We start from the raw sequence: 13,402 nt of genomic DNA on the forward strand, positions 1-13,402 counted from the left end.
ATCGGAACTTCAACGTCAAGCAGCCACACTCACTGGCTTGCTTAGAGGACCCAATAAGCACTGAGCATTAGATCCTCTATCTCTAAGCGAATCTAGGCATAAGCCAACCTTGTCCACCGGATATGCTCCTTCCGACCGTGATTACGTCTTGGAAGGACACACCTTGCCTACTACGAATGACCACAACGACGTGGCATCCACACCGGCCCTCAACATTGTGGTGGCAGGATCAACCAGTGCCGCCGGCCAGGCAGCGGTGGCGGCACTGCTCGCTGCGGGAGCCCGGGTTGCCGCCGTCGACCTCGACGCCGCCCGCTTGGAAGAACTCGCCAAGAACCACGATGGCGTAGTCCCCTACACCTGCAACCTGGCAGACCTAGAGTCGGTGGAGAAGCTGGCGGCCTCGGTCCGGAACGACCTTGGTCCCGTTGACGGGCTCATCCACTTGGTCGGCGGTTGGCGCGGAGGCGAAGGAATCACGGGCCAGAGGGACGAGGACTGGGACGTCCTGCACACCAGCATCATGACCACCCTCCGGAATACCTCCCGCGCTTTCTACCCGGATTTGGAGGCATCGCCGCGGGGCCGCCTCGCCATCGTTTCCGCCACGGCGGCAGCGAACCCCACCGCCGGGGGCGCCAGCTATTCGGCCATCAAGGCCGCCTCCGAAGCATGGGTCCTCGGCGTCGCCGACGGTTTCAACGCAGCCCAGTCCGGCCACAAGACTGAGCCCAAGGAACAGACCTCGGCCGCCGTGGTTTTCATTGTGAAAGCCCTTTTGGACGATGCCATGAAGGAGGCCGCGCCGCACCGCAAGTTCCCCGGCTACACGCATGTCAACGAACTTGGCGAACACATCGCCGCGCTCTTCGACGCCCCGGCTTCCCATCTGAACGGCACCCGTCAGCGCCTGAGCTAGCTTCCGGCGTCGTACCCTGTCGCTAGCATGTCCGTATGGACCAGCGACTGCACTTCATCACGTTCGCCACGCCTGACCTCGACCGGGCCCGCGCCTTCTACAAGGACGGGCTCGGTTGGGAGCCGCACATGGACGTGCCCGGCGAAATCCTCTTCTTCCAGGTTGCGCCGGGTTTGATGCTCGGCCTGTTCGACGCCGAAAAGTTCGATCAGGACCTGGCCAGCGGCATCCAAACCCCTGGCGTGAGTGGGGTGACGCTCTCCCATAACGTCGGCAGCCCAGATGAGGTTTCCAAGACCATCGACGCACTTGTGAAGGCCGGCGCCACGCTGATCAAGCCCGCACAGGCAGGTGCTTTCGGCGGCATTTTCCACGGGCACATCAAGGATCCCAACGGCATCGTCTGGGAGATCGCGCACAACCCCGGCTGGCGGATCGACGAGGACGGAACGGTGGTTTTCGCATGAGCGCCTCCACGCAGGACGTCACCCACGACGACATCCGGACGCAATTCGAGGCTTTCCTGGACGAGCACCGCCGCGCGCTGAACGCCAGCTTGGACGGACTCACCGAGGAACAGGCACGACGGCGGCTGGTCCCCTCACGTACGACGCTGCTGGGTCTCGTGAAGCACGCCACCTTCGTGGAGAAGGTGTGGTTCGACGAAGCCATCACCTGCAGGCCTCGGGCCGAGATTGGCATTCCGGCCACACCGGATGAGTCCTTTATCCTCGGTGAAGAAGACACCATCGCCAGCATTCAAGCGGCTTACTCGGCGGCCTGCGAGGCTTCGCGGAAGGCTACGTCGGACCTGGGGCTGGACGACCTTCTCCCCGGCAACCGCCGCGGCCCCCTCCCCTTGCGCTGGGTGTATCTGCATATGCTGCGTGAACTGGCCCAGCACTGCGGGCACGCGGATATCCTGCGGGAACAGGTCACAGAAGATTGAGGGGGCTGCCACCAAGACTGCTTACCCAAAAATCGGATAGGACAGCAGTTCCCGGCGACATGCCCCCTCTGAGTTTTGACGACCTAGGAACCCTTCACCGCCGCGGCGAAGTCTTCCAGGGTGCCCTCAAACTTTGTTCCCTCAGCGTCGAAAGGTGTGACCCTTCCGTTGATGACTTCAAAGCGCCCTGACGGTCCACCGATTACATAAAATAGGCCAGGCTCCGGCTCTTTGAGGAACAGGACGGCATTTTCAGAAATCTTGAACAACGGGTCGTCTGAGATCTGATGAAGAACCCCGTCAACAGACCCGCCGGTCTGTCGCACGGTTATGCGGGTCCCCTCTTTCAGGGTGCCCGCGGGATCATGGATTACTTCGTCAACGGTGAACTCAAAATCCGTGATAGGGACAGTTTTGATCTTGGATTCGTCTATGATTCGCGTGAAGCTTCCCTCGACAGCCAGCGCGCTGTGCGCTTTTAGATCCGTCAAATTGTCGTAGCTCTCCGCCCAACTGGCGTCCATGCCTACGGTATTGACGGAGCTGCTTGAATTAGCCACCTCGGGCGAACCTGCGCATCCCGAGAGACCCGCAATAGTTACTAGGGCGATTACCGTTGAAGCCATACGTGGAAATGCGGTCTTCTTTATGAATTGTGTCCTCATGATTTCAGCATCCTCTCTGAACAGAGCAATTAGTACAGGGCAATAGTGCCGTTGTTGTCATCATTGGTTGGCCCAAATACCCCACAGCTATTTCGTGTGGAGGTGGAGGAAGTCATGAGAATGCAGCCGCCGGCGTGGCCTAGTCCGATAGCGTGACCCAGCTCGTGAGCTGCGACTCCTTGGATCGTGGCCGAAGAGTAGCCTGACGTGTAGTAATAGTTCAGATACGCGTTGGCATAAGCAAAGCAGTTTCCTGTCGAGCAGCTGTGCCAGCTGTAATAGGTGACACCATCCCATCCCACGGTAGAGGCCTACGCATCGTCAACCGTCAGCGCGCCGGGTCCGCTGGGAAGGTAGATGTTGTCCGGAGCGACGTTCCATGCATAACGACCATTATCCCAGCCTGCTATGTTGATGCTGTACATACTTGGCTGGTACTGAATGTAAATGGTTGCGCAACAACCGCTGGTCGGCGTGCCTTCCCACCGAACGCCCTCAAGGACATATGCCTTTGCAGGGCTCATGCCAAGTGCTGTCATCAGAAGTATCACCAACCCTACGGTCAGCGATTTAAGCCAAAGCGACGTCGGCCCTTTTGTGCCGAGTTGAAATTTGATCCGCGGACGCAATTCTCCCTGTTCATATTTTTCCCCATCACTTGCCACAGAGGACGCCCATTGCACCCCCTACTCCTTCTGTGGGGCCGCCCTCGAGAACGTGACGCAGATCTCTTGAAAGAGTGCTGATTGATTTCTGTCGGTTCGGATAGGACACCGCCAGGCAGGATCCTGCGCCGTCCTCAGGTGAACCTGGCTTCAACGAACCTCAGCATTGAAAGGGAATTGAGGCAGACGAGGTACAGCACCAAACCGGCTGTAAAGAGCATCAACCAGACGGTGGTCATTCCCAGAATGAAGGCGGTCACGAACAGGATCCCGGCGGTGCCCAACGACACCCTCTTCTCCACGCCCAAAGCGTAGAGGGACAACCGGTAGACGTCCCGGGCGCGGAAGCTGAAGCGGGAAAGGATGAGCATCGCGTTCATGGCGGCAGTGCAGACCAGGAGCGCGAGACCCACCAGACCTATCCGTGCGGCGAACTGCATCCCGAATCCTGAGGCAGCGTCCGGTGAGCCGGGGAGGACGCTCAGGTTGAAAGCGATGACACCCAGGAACAGCATGTAGGGCAGCCACACGAGCAGTGCCTGCTTGAAGTTCAGACGGTACGAAGCCAGGAAGTCACGGAACACTCCCCTGTCCCCGCCTGCAAGAAGTCGATTGAAGGCATAGCAGGAAGCCACAACAGAAGGTCCCACTAGGACAAACCCCAGCAGCGCACCTGGCCCGAGTACACCGACCAGCAACGGCATGAGAACCGCCGGTGCATTGGCCAACACCAACAGAGCACTCCCGGTCATGATGCCATATACAGTGCCGGCGGCTTTGAACAGTGGTCCCGTTCCGAATTCTGGCTTCCTGCCTGCCATCGGATCTACTTCTTGTCCGCGTACGCTTTGTAGGCCTTGTTCGCCAGCTCCACGTATTTTGTCTGGCCTTTGCTGTCGAGTTCCTTGACGTAGGCGTCGAACTCGCCGAGGGGACGTTGGCCGGTGATGAACTTGAGGGTGTTCTGCTTGACGTGGTCCTTCAGCGGGGTGAGGGCCAACGTGGCTTGTTCGCGATCGACGTCGTTGAATGGGACCGGCGGCGCGACCGGGCGTGGCTTCTTCGACTTCATCGCTTCCTGGAAGGCCAGTTCTTCTTCATTGAACGTGGACTGCAGGAGTTCCGTCGTGCCGCCGTAGGCGAAGTTGCCGCCGGAGAACCCGTAGTCAACACGAAGATCCTTGGTGCCTGCAGGGTTGAGCCCCTGGAAGTTGATGTCGGCCGCAAGCTTGCGCTTACCGCCTTCCTTGGTGAACGTGGTTCCTTCCACACCCCATTTACTGAATTCCTGCCCGGCATCACTGTAGAAAAGCCAGTCGATGTACTGGATAAGCGCCACGAAGCTGTCCTTATCCTTCACCGAGGAGTTCAACATGATGCCGTTCTCCAAGCGACTGCCGCCAATAATGTCGCCCGCAGGGCCTCCTGGAACAATGATCTTGCCGATCTCGAAGTTGCCCTTGCCCAATGACTGTTCCATGGAGGTCCGATAGGTAATGACATTCTGGGAGTTGGCGCTGATGACGAAGGACTTCCCCGAGACAAACTTCTGGATAGCGGAATCGTCCGTCTGGGTGAAGCTTTCGGGATCCATCAGTCCTTCGGATATGAGCGAGTTGAAGTACGTCACCAGGTCTTTGAACTTGTCCGACCCCGCGGCGAATGCGAACTGCTTCTTACCTTCATCGAACTGGAGCCCGTCAACCAATCCCCAACCGGCCACCGTCCCGAACGCTGCGCTGGCGATGTTGAGGACGCTGTCACCCTTGAACCGGTCGGAGAAGGGAACAACGTCCGGGTAGGCCTTCTTCAGCGAGCGCAGCACATCGCGGAACTCGTCCCACGTCTTCGGCTCGGAAAGACCCTCCTTCTTCAGCACATCCTTGCGGAAACACAGGGAATAGTCCGGCCACAATTCCTCATGCAATCCGGGAAGAACGTAGTACTTGCCGTCTTCCTGGGTCAGCGCTTCAATTTCCGGTTCGAGCTTCCACTTCTTCACTTTCTCCTGGAAGTGCGGCATCAGGTCCACATAGTCGCTGACGGGCAGCACCGCTCCCGCGGAGACAAACGCCGACTCCTGTCCCGGGTAGGTCTTGGCGATGATTTCCGGTGCACTGCCGGAGCTGATGAGCAGGCTGCGCTTCTGCTCGTAGTCACTGTTGGGGACGATGGTCGGTTCCAGTGTGACGTTGTTGTCGCTGGCCATCTTGGTGAACAGCAGCCAGTCCTTCTTGTAGGGATAGGTGGGTTGGTCGGAGAACAGGAACGTGAACGTCAACGGCGTCGTCGCCTTGAATGTGTCACCAACCTTGAAACTCTCCATCGCACCGTTGCGGGATTTGGAAGTGTCCACCTTCTCGGAGGTGTCGGAATCACAACTGGTCATCATCAGGCCGATGGTGACAACGGATGCGAGGCCGAGGAAGTCCCTCCTGCGGAACTCTCGTGTGCTGATCATGGGGTTTCCTTTCATAGGTTCATTCCTTGACGGAGCCGAGCATGACGCCCGAGAAGAAGTACTTCTGGACGAAGGGGTAGACGCAAAGGATGGGAATGACGGTGAGCACGATGGTGACCGACTGGATGTTGGCTGCGATCTGCCCGACGTTTTCAGCCGTCCCGCCAGCCGACCCCGCTGTGGTGACACCGGCAATCATGTTGCGCAGATAGATGGTGACCGGGAAGAGGTCCGGGTTGTCGAGGTAGAGGAAGGCCTGGAACCAGGAATTCCAGTTGGCCACCGCGTAGAACAGCACCATGGTGGCCACAATGGCTTTGCTCAGCGGCAGCACTACCCGGAAGAGGATCCCGTACTGGGTAAGCCCGTCAATCGATGCCGCTTCCTCCAGCTCACGGGGCATATTCTCGAAGAACGACTTCATGATGAGCAGGTTGAAGACGCTGATGGCGTTTGGCAGCACCACCGCCCAGATGGTGTCCCGCATTCCCAAGGAACTGATGAGTACGTAGTTCGGGATCAGGCCGCCGTTGAAGAACATGGTGAAGACTGCCAGGCCGATGAACACACTGCGGCCCTTGAGGTCCTTCTTGGCAATGGCGTAAGCGAAGGCCGTGGTCAGCACCATGGAAATAGCCGTTGCCACCACTGTGTACAGGACCGTATTTCCGTAGTTGGTCCAGAACGTGGAGTCGGCCAGGATCAACTTGTAGGTCTCCGTGTTGAAACCCATCGGGAACAGGTTCACCTGCCCGGCGTTGATGAAGCCTTCACTGGAGAACGACTGGGCAATGATGTTCAGGAACGGATACATCGTCAGGAACACCACGAGCAGCAGAAACACCAGGTTGAAGGCCCGGAAGATCCGCATCCCGCGGGAAACCCGCATGTTCTTCAAAAGGACCCCTTGGGCCGCAGCGCCCTTGTTGGCAGTAGCTGACTTGTTCACCACAGGCTCGTTCCTGCGAGGCGCTTGGAAATCGCGTTCGCTGAGAGGATCAGCGTGAGGCCGATGACGGATTCGAACATTCCGATCGCGGCCGCGTAGCTGAAGTTGCTGGATTCCAGGCCTACCCGGTACAGGTAGGTGGAGATGACGTCTGAGGTTGCGTAGTTGAGCGGGTTGTAAATGAGGAGGATCTTCTCGAAACCCACAGCCATGAACGTTCCGATGTTCAGGATGAGCAGGGTGATGATGGAGGGTCGGATGGCCGGCAGGGTCACATGCCAGGTCTGCTGCCAGCGGTTGGCGCCATCGATCCGTGCCGCCTCGTACAACGATTCATCGACCCTGGTGAGCGCGGCGAGGTAGAGGATCGCTCCCCAGCCCATGGTCTGCCAGACTTCCGAGCTGATGTACATCGGCCGGAACCAACCTGGGTCCTGAGTGAAGTTCACCGAAGTTCCGAACAGGGACTCCGCGATCTGGTTTACGGTTCCCGTCATGGAGAAGTTCTGCAGGATCATCCCGGCGATGATCACCACGGACATGAAGTGCGGCAGGTATGCCACGGTCTGGACGAACTTCTTGAACTTCTGCGACCTCAATTCGTTGAGCATCAGCGCGAAGATGATGGGCATCGGGAAGCAGAACACCAGGGTCAGGACACCCAGGACGATGGTGTTCTGGAATGCCTGCCAAAAGCTGGGGTCATTGATGAAGAGGGTGACGTACTTGAGGCCAACCCACTTCTCCCCGAAGATACTGCCACCGGGCTGGAACTGACGGAAGGCAATCACATTGCCGGCCATCGGCAGGTATCTGAAAATCAGAAGATACAGCAGTGGCAGCGCCAACAGCGTGTAGAGTCGCCAATCGCGTTTGAAGGCCAGCTTCCAGCTCCCGGGCTTGTCACGCCGCCTCTTCGCTTTGCCTGGCTGGTCGCCCGGCACCACCTTTGGTGGAACATCCAGTCTTAGTGCCATGGTCCCCGCCTCTCCTGCTGTTCTTCGAGGATCAGCACGTCGTACGCAGGGAGCTCAACCGCCCCCTGAACCGCACGACCGCTGATCAGGTCCGTGCCGCCGTCGAGGACGTCCACCCGGGACGGCGCATCATTATGGTTCAGCACCATGAGAAAGCTTTTGGCGGTGCCGTCGCCGCTGGTGCCGGCACGACGGCGGATCTGGACTCCTGTGGGTGCCTTCAGTTCCGGCTCAACGCCTGCGGTCCGCAGTTCGTCGTCGAGAAGTTGCTTGAGGAGTCCGTCGTCGACGCGGGCCGACACGTACACGGCCGAGCCTTTTCCGAACGAGTTGCGCGTCACTGCCGGTGCGCCGTTCAGGCGACCGGACGCGTACCGGGCCAGGACCTCCGCGGTTTCGGCGTGCAGGTGCTCGGTCCAGTAATCCGCGGAGAAAGTACCGCCGTCGGCCGTGGTCAGCTTCACTTGCTCGCCGTCCCCTGCCAGTGGATGCATCTCCTCGCTCCAGGCACCAAGGACATTTCGCAACGCGCCCGGATACCCGCCCAGGCGGATGGTGTTGTCGCGGTCCACGATGCCGGAAAGGTAGGACACCACCAGGCGTCCACCCTCGGACACGTAGTCTTCGACCTTCTTAGCGGCTTCGTCCGTGAGGAGGTACGACGCCGGCATGAGCACCACGCCGTAGGCGGAGAGGTCGCTGTTGGCATTGACGAAGTCAACAGTGATGTTGGCGTCAAAAAGCGGGCGGTAGAAGCGCAATACTTCCTGCGCGTAGTTCAGGTCCGAGCGGGGGGAGTTACCCAGCTCCAACGCCCACCAGCAGTCCCAATCGAAGACAATGGCCACTTTGGCAGCGGAACGGGTCCCCGTCAGCCCGCCCAGTGCTTTGAGTTCCTGGCCCAGCTCGCACACTTCGCGGAAGATCCTGGTGTTGGGGCCCGCATGGTTCACCATGGCCGAGTGGTAGCGCTCGGTCCCACCCTTCGCCTGCCTCCATTGGAAAAAGAGGATCGAATCGGCGCCTTGGGCAATGGCTTGGTAGGAGCCGAGCCGCATCTTGCCAGGAAGCTTGGACACATTCACGGACCACTGGCTGACCGCGCCCGTGGCTTGTTCCATGACCATCCACGGTTGGCCGTGGCGGAGGGAGCGCATGAGGTCGAAGTTCAGGGCAGCCGCGATGTGAGCGTCTTCTTCCCGCGGGTCCGGGTAGATGTCCAGGGCGGCGGCGTCTTCTTCGGCTGCCCATGCCCAGTAGTCGTTGGTTTTGTAAAAGCGCATGAAGTTGGTGACGATCGGCAAGTCCGGGCTGTGGCGCCTAAGAATGTCACGTTCGGCTTTGAAATGTTCCAGCATGCTGTCCGACGTGAACCGATGAAAGTCCAGACGCCGTGACGGGTTGGACCACGTTCGGGGCTGGGCCGGGACCCGGACCTGGTTCCAGTCCGAGTAGAGCTGGCCCCAGACGGTAGTGCTCCAGGCCTCGTTCAGTTCATCCAGTGAGGAGTACTTCCGCTGAAGCCATTCCCGGAAGGCCTTCTCAGCCCACGGTCCGTAGGAAACGGGCCCATATTCGTTGCCCACATGCCACATTCGCAACGCCGGATGGTTGGCGTATTGCTCCCCCATCCGCCCGGCCAGTGCCAGCGACTTGGCCCGATACACGGGGTGTGACACGTCAAAGTGCTGGCGGGAGCCGAATCCGAAGATGCTCCCGTCCGGGCGTTCCGGCATGATGTCCGGGTGCTGCTCCACCAGCCAGGCCGGCGGGACGGCATCCGGTGTTGCCAGGTCCACGCCGATGCCGTGCTCATGCATGAGATCCATGACCTCGTCCAGCCAGCCAAAGTCGAAAACGCCATCGCTGGTTTCCAAGCGGCTCCAAGAGAAAACCGCAAGCGTCACCAGGTTCACCCCTGCCTGCTGCATGAGTTTGGCATCTTCCAACCAGACTTCGCGCGGCCATTGCTCAGGGTTGTAGTCCCCGCCGTACGCGATACCGCCTAATCGCTGATGCAGGTGCTGCAGCCGCGTTTTTGCGGTCCGCAAGTCCTCAGGGTGGATGGTCATCATTGTCCTTCACTCGGGGTTCGTCGCTCCGACTTACAGTGCGACGCACATCACAGAGAGAAACTATCGTAAAGTTTCAGCAATAACAACAGTCCAGTATCCGAAACTCGCAAGTAACTTAGAGGCCTGAAATCTGGGTTCGAGTACGGCTTTCGGGCGTATGGCCTCGAGTAATTGATTCGAAATCGCGGAATAGTTTTGAAACGAGCAGGCTTGTTTCGACAATAGTTCGGAAACTTTCGGAGGTTGTTAACAACTGTCTTGAATTCGCGGGAGGCCTGCGAGCGACCAGGGGATGTTCAGCGAACTCGACCGAGCACCCGCGATCTCGCCTCTCCCTACGAAAATCCGTTGACACGTGACCAAAAGGTCACCTATCCTGATCCCATGGACGCCGTGTTCAAGGCCTTGGCTGACCCCACCCGCAGGGAACTCCTGGACGAGTTGTTCCGCGCGGATGGCCAATCTGCCACCGCCCTCGGAGCCCGGTTCGAGATGACCCGTTTCGGCATCGCAAAGCACCTCAAACTGCTTGAGGATGCCGGGTTGGTGGTTGTCCGCCGTCGAGGACGCGAGAAGCTGCACTTCCTGAATCCGGTCCCCATCCGCCTCATCCACGATCGCTGGGTGAGTAAATACGCAGAACCATGGGCCGCTGCCCTCAGCGACCTCAAATCCAGATTGGAAAGTCCCATGGAAAAGATCTTCGAGATTTACATCAAGACCACGCCGGAAAAGCTTTGGGAGGCCATCACCGACAGCGATATCCGCAGCAAATACCAGTTCGGGAACACCTTGACATCGGACTGGACGCCGGGCAGCCGCTTCGAGATGCGCAACCCCAAAGCGGACGCGCCGCTGGGTGAAGGCGAGAACATCGAGGTCGATCCCCCACGCAGGCTCGTCCAGACCATGACGGCGCTGTGGGGCGAGGACGTCAAGGCCGAGGGGACGTCGCGGATCACCTGGGAAATCGAACCTGTCGGGGATTCCTGCCACCTTACGGTCACGCACGATCAACTCCGCGAAGGCGCGAACGACCAGCTCTACGGCGGCTGGCCCATGATCCTCTCCGGCCTGAAAACCTGGCTGGAAACCGGGGAAAAGCTCACCACGCCCGGTTCGCTGATGTACGCATAAGCCCCTTAAAGAAGGACGACGACGGCGGGCCGCTGCCGCCGTCGTCGTCGATACCTCAGTCTCCCGCCCGTCAGGCGACGGGCTGTGCTACCTGCTCTTCGCTGAGCCAAGCCGCCTGCAGGGTGCCCAGCAGATGGGGAGCGAAATCCTCGTCGATCTCCAGGACGACGCGGCATCGCGCGCCGCGCTGCTCCGGGAACCCGGCGTACTGTCCTCGGAGATCGCAGACCGTCTGGCCCCGGCCCGGGCCGTCGGTGGTGTCCACTTGGACCCGGACGGTCGGGGCCAGGGTGGGTTCTACTCCCCTGACGGCGATGGCGGCGGCAAGGGGATCGTGCATGGCCGAGCAGGCCCGTCCGAAAATGTCGATATAGAAGCCGAAGTAGTAGCCCAGCATCTCCCCCAAGGCCTGGGACACCGGGTGTTCGGTGGACAGCAGCTCCTGGCGGTGGTTTTCCTCCAGGACGTTGGTCATGGTGACATCCAGGGGAACCAGCGTCACGTTCCAGTCCGCGGCCAGGACCTCGGCTGCGGCCTCGGGGTCGTTGGCGATGTTGGCTTCGGCCACAGGAGAGATGTTTCCCGGTGCCAGCGCAGCGCCGCCCATGATGGTCACCTCGGCAATAAGCTCAGGCAGCTTCGGTTCCAGCCGCAACGCTTCGGCGATGTTGGTCAGCGGGCCGATGGCCACCAACCGCAGCTCCCCGGCGTACTGGTGGGCCAACTGGACCAACAGTTCGGCAGCCGTGGCCTTCACCGGTTCGCGGTCGGACGGAGCCAGGTCCACGCCGCCGATGCCGTTGTCGCCATGGACGTGCGGAGCGCCCCCATGGAAGGTGCCCACCTGGGGATCGTGCGCGCCGACTGCCACGGGGATGTCCGGGTGGCCCGCAAGGTTCAGCAGGTCCAGGGTGTTGCGGGCGCCGCCGGCTGCACTGACGTTGCCGCTCACGGTCCCTATTCCTACGAGCTCGGCCTTGGGTGAGGCCAGGAGGTAGGCGAGGGCGAGGGCGTCGTCGATGCCGGTATCGCAGTCAAGGAAGAAGGGTGCAGGCTGGTTCACAGGTCTCTCGTTTCAGGTGTAGCGGTGATGGGGGTTCTGCTGGGTGTCCGCGCGAACCGGCGGACCGGCGTCGCGCGTTAGATCTTTTCGCCCTTCGGCGCGGCGATGAACAGGCTGACAATGAACGCCAAGGCAGTGATGGACACCGAAATCCAGAGGGCAGCAGAGTACCCGGCGGCGGTGCCTTGGCCTGCGAACGGCGCAACAACCACGACGCCGAGACTCGCCCCGATGCCGAAGGAGGCGCCGTTGATGCCCGGCAGCGCTGCGGGTGCTTCCTTGGGCGAGAGCAGGACGGACAGGCCGTTGATGGCAGTGAGGAAGAATCCGTTGTAGAAGATACCCAAGGCGGCGATGGCGATGAGGACCGCGATCTGGTTGTGGGCGAACAGGGCGGCGATGATCGCGCAGGCGAGGCTGGTTGCGGTGCCTACACGGACGGTCTTGATCCAACCGCGGCGGTCGGCGATCCAGCCGGCCAGCGGAGCGGCGAACACGCCAATCAGTGCTGCAGGGGTGAGGAACAGCAGGGCTGCCACCGACGCGGACAGTCCGAAGCCGTTGTCCTTGTCCTGGCTGAGCAATACCACGGTGAAGTTGATGATGGCGAAGATGCCCGCAAGTGTCAGCACGGTGGTGGCGATGACGGGCCACACCTGGCGGGAACGGAGGTGGTGGACTGCAACCAATGGGGTTTCGCGCTTTTTCTCGATGAGCCAGAAGGCCGTGAACGATGCAACACTGCCGGCCAGCAGTCCGAGGGCTGCCGGTGAAGTCCAGCCGGCAGAGGAACCCGTGGACACGAAGTAGGTGATGAACACCAGGAACACGGACAGGGAACCCGCTCCCCACCAGTCCATCCGGCCCGGAGCCACGCTGGACCTACCGCCCGGGACTACCTTGATGACACAGACGACGGCGATGGCTGCCAGCACCAGCACGGCGACGAAGATCGACTGGAAGCCCAGGGTCTCGGCCATGAGCCCGCCGAAGTAGCCGTCCACGCCACCAACTCCACCGTTGATGGCGGCAATGATCCCAATGGAGGTGCCGAAGAGCCGGGCGGGCAGGTACTCGTTCAAGACGATGTAGGAGAGAGCGAAGATCGCGCTGGAGACGCCCTGCATGAAGCGGCCCGTTACCAGCAGCGGCAAGGTCGGGGCGAAGATGCACAACACGGTTCCGGCGCCCATGATGGCCAGCACCAGCAGCAATGCGTTGCGGCGGCCTATGAAGTCGCTCCACCGGCCAATCACAGGACCGGAGATGGCGCCGGCGAGGAAGAACATGGATTGAACCTGTGCGACGGCTTCCGGGGTCTCGCCGAAGAAGGAGCCGATATGCGGCAGTGCGGGGGTGATCATGCTGGCATTGAGTTGGAACGCCAGGACGGCCAGGACCAGGGTGGTGATCAGCAGTGCGGCAGCTTTGCCGTGCACCCTGCCTTCATCGGGGGCGTCAAGATCGTCGGCCGGGGTTTGCGGGTCTACGTCTGCAGCCTGCTGGCCTGTGGCGGTGGGGATGTTCACATCAAACTCCTTT

General features: G+C 60.4%; 14 protein-coding genes. 4 read left to right on the top strand and 10 right to left on the bottom strand.

Annotated features, from left to right (window positions below; all coding sequences use genetic code 11):
* The first annotated feature begins 163 nt into the window (after window positions 1-163).
* Genes PV760_RS04375 through PV760_RS04385 form a run of 3 tightly spaced genes read left to right on the top strand, consistent with a single transcriptional unit; the run spans window position 164 to window position 1,868 of the window.
* Window positions 164-919, top strand: a complete 756-nt coding sequence (locus PV760_RS04375; RefSeq protein WP_179128332.1) for an SDR family oxidoreductase — start codon at window positions 164-166, stop codon at window positions 917-919.
* 35 nt (window positions 920-954) lie between these two features.
* Window positions 955-1,386 (top strand): VOC family protein, encoded by a 432-nt coding sequence (locus PV760_RS04380; protein ID WP_079581157.1) that lies wholly within the window; start codon window positions 955-957, stop codon window positions 1,384-1,386.
* Window positions 1,383-1,868 carry a DinB family protein gene (locus tag PV760_RS04385; protein WP_079581158.1) on the top strand — a complete coding sequence of 162 codons (486 nt, stop codon included), beginning with the start codon at window positions 1,383-1,385 and terminating at the stop codon, window positions 1,866-1,868. The genes PV760_RS04380 and PV760_RS04385 overlap by 4 nt, the downstream gene beginning before the upstream one ends.
* An 83-nt stretch (window positions 1,869-1,951) precedes the next feature.
* On the opposite strand, the gene PV760_RS04390 is transcribed toward PV760_RS04385, so the two are convergent.
* From PV760_RS04390 to PV760_RS04425, 8 genes are all read right to left on the bottom strand, one after another.
* Window positions 1,952-2,533 (bottom strand): hypothetical protein, encoded by a 582-nt coding sequence (locus PV760_RS04390; RefSeq protein WP_354627232.1) that lies wholly within the window; start codon window positions 2,531-2,533, stop codon window positions 1,952-1,954.
* A gap of 29 nt (window positions 2,534-2,562) precedes the next feature.
* Window positions 2,563-2,835 carry a matrixin family metalloprotease gene (locus tag PV760_RS04395; RefSeq protein WP_354627233.1) on the bottom strand — a complete coding sequence of 91 codons (273 nt, stop codon included), beginning with the start codon at window positions 2,833-2,835 and terminating at the stop codon, window positions 2,563-2,565.
* A 9-nt stretch (window positions 2,836-2,844) separates the two neighbouring features.
* Window positions 2,845-3,216 carry a hypothetical protein gene (locus PV760_RS04400; RefSeq protein WP_354627234.1) on the bottom strand — a complete coding sequence of 124 codons (372 nt, stop codon included), beginning with the start codon at window positions 3,214-3,216 and terminating at the stop codon, window positions 2,845-2,847.
* Window positions 3,217-3,332: 116 nt separating this feature from the next.
* Entirely contained in the window at window positions 3,333-3,950 is a 618-nt protein-coding gene (locus PV760_RS04405) for a DUF624 domain-containing protein (protein WP_229778614.1), read from the bottom strand.
* Window positions 3,951-4,024: 74 nt separating this feature from the next.
* Complete coding sequence (locus PV760_RS04410; protein WP_079581160.1) at window positions 4,025-5,674, bottom strand: ABC transporter substrate-binding protein; 1,650 nt, start codon at window positions 5,672-5,674, stop codon at window positions 4,025-4,027.
* A 4-nt stretch (window positions 5,675-5,678) separates the two neighbouring features.
* Window positions 5,679-6,548 carry a carbohydrate ABC transporter permease gene (locus PV760_RS04415; RefSeq protein ID WP_026267080.1) on the bottom strand — a complete coding sequence of 290 codons (870 nt, stop codon included), beginning with the start codon at window positions 6,546-6,548 and terminating at the stop codon, window positions 5,679-5,681.
* A gap of 56 nt (window positions 6,549-6,604) precedes the next feature.
* Window positions 6,605-7,585, bottom strand: a complete 981-nt coding sequence (locus PV760_RS04420; RefSeq protein WP_354627235.1) for an ABC transporter permease — start codon at window positions 7,583-7,585, stop codon at window positions 6,605-6,607.
* The gene (locus PV760_RS04425; protein ID WP_354627236.1) at window positions 7,576-9,657 is read right to left on the bottom strand and encodes a beta-galactosidase; all 2,082 of its coding nucleotides are present in this window, start codon (window positions 9,655-9,657) and stop codon (window positions 7,576-7,578) included. Before PV760_RS04425 ends, PV760_RS04420 begins: the two co-directional genes overlap by 10 nt.
* A 387-nt stretch (window positions 9,658-10,044) precedes the next feature.
* On the opposite strand from PV760_RS04425, the gene PV760_RS04430 reads away from it, so the two are divergent.
* On the top strand, window positions 10,045-10,797 hold the full coding sequence (locus tag PV760_RS04430) for an ArsR/SmtB family transcription factor (RefSeq protein WP_026267078.1): 753 nt from the start codon (window positions 10,045-10,047) through the stop codon (window positions 10,795-10,797).
* A gap of 70 nt (window positions 10,798-10,867) precedes the next feature.
* On the opposite strand, the gene PV760_RS04435 is transcribed toward PV760_RS04430, so the two are convergent.
* Window positions 10,868-11,860, bottom strand: coding sequence for a nucleoside hydrolase (locus PV760_RS04435; RefSeq protein ID WP_354627237.1), 993 nt, complete (start codon window positions 11,858-11,860; stop codon window positions 10,868-10,870).
* A 77-nt stretch (window positions 11,861-11,937) separates the two neighbouring features.
* A complete protein-coding gene (locus PV760_RS04440) occupies window positions 11,938-13,389 on the bottom strand; it encodes an MFS transporter (protein WP_354627238.1) in 1,452 nt (483 codons plus the stop codon).
* Window positions 13,390-13,402 lie beyond the last annotated feature (13 nt).

The organism is Paenarthrobacter sp. CC6 (genome assembly GCF_040560085.1).
GTDB classification, from domain to species: domain Bacteria; phylum Actinomycetota; class Actinomycetes; order Actinomycetales; family Micrococcaceae; genus Arthrobacter; species Arthrobacter nicotinovorans.

What these genes read in the sequence shown, in the direction of transcription:
- PV760_RS04380 (WP_079581157.1), top strand. Translation starts at nt 955, where the DNA reads ATGGACCAGCGACTGCACTTCATCACGTTCGCCACGCCTGACCTCGAC.
- PV760_RS04385 (WP_079581158.1), top strand. Translation starts at nt 1,383, where the DNA reads ATGAGCGCCTCCACGCAGGACGTCACCCACGACGACATCCGGACGCAA.
- PV760_RS04390 (WP_354627232.1), bottom strand. Translation starts at nt 2,533, where the DNA reads ATGAGGACACAATTCATAAAGAAGACCGCATTTCCACGTATGGCTTCA.
- PV760_RS04405 (WP_229778614.1), bottom strand. Translation starts at nt 3,950, where the DNA reads ATGACCGGGAGTGCTCTGTTGGTGTTGGCCAATGCACCGGCGGTTCTC.
- PV760_RS04410 (WP_079581160.1), bottom strand. Translation starts at nt 5,674, where the DNA reads ATGAAAGGAAACCCCATGATCAGCACACGAGAGTTCCGCAGGAGGGAC.
- PV760_RS04415 (WP_026267080.1), bottom strand. Translation starts at nt 6,548, where the DNA reads ATGCGGGTTTCCCGCGGGATGCGGATCTTCCGGGCCTTCAACCTGGTG.
- PV760_RS04420 (WP_354627235.1), bottom strand. Translation starts at nt 7,585, where the DNA reads ATGGCACTAAGACTGGATGTTCCACCAAAGGTGGTGCCGGGCGACCAG.
- PV760_RS04425 (WP_354627236.1), bottom strand. Translation starts at nt 9,657, where the DNA reads ATGACCATCCACCCTGAGGACTTGCGGACCGCAAAAACGCGGCTGCAG.
- PV760_RS04430 (WP_026267078.1), top strand. Translation starts at nt 10,045, where the DNA reads ATGGACGCCGTGTTCAAGGCCTTGGCTGACCCCACCCGCAGGGAACTC.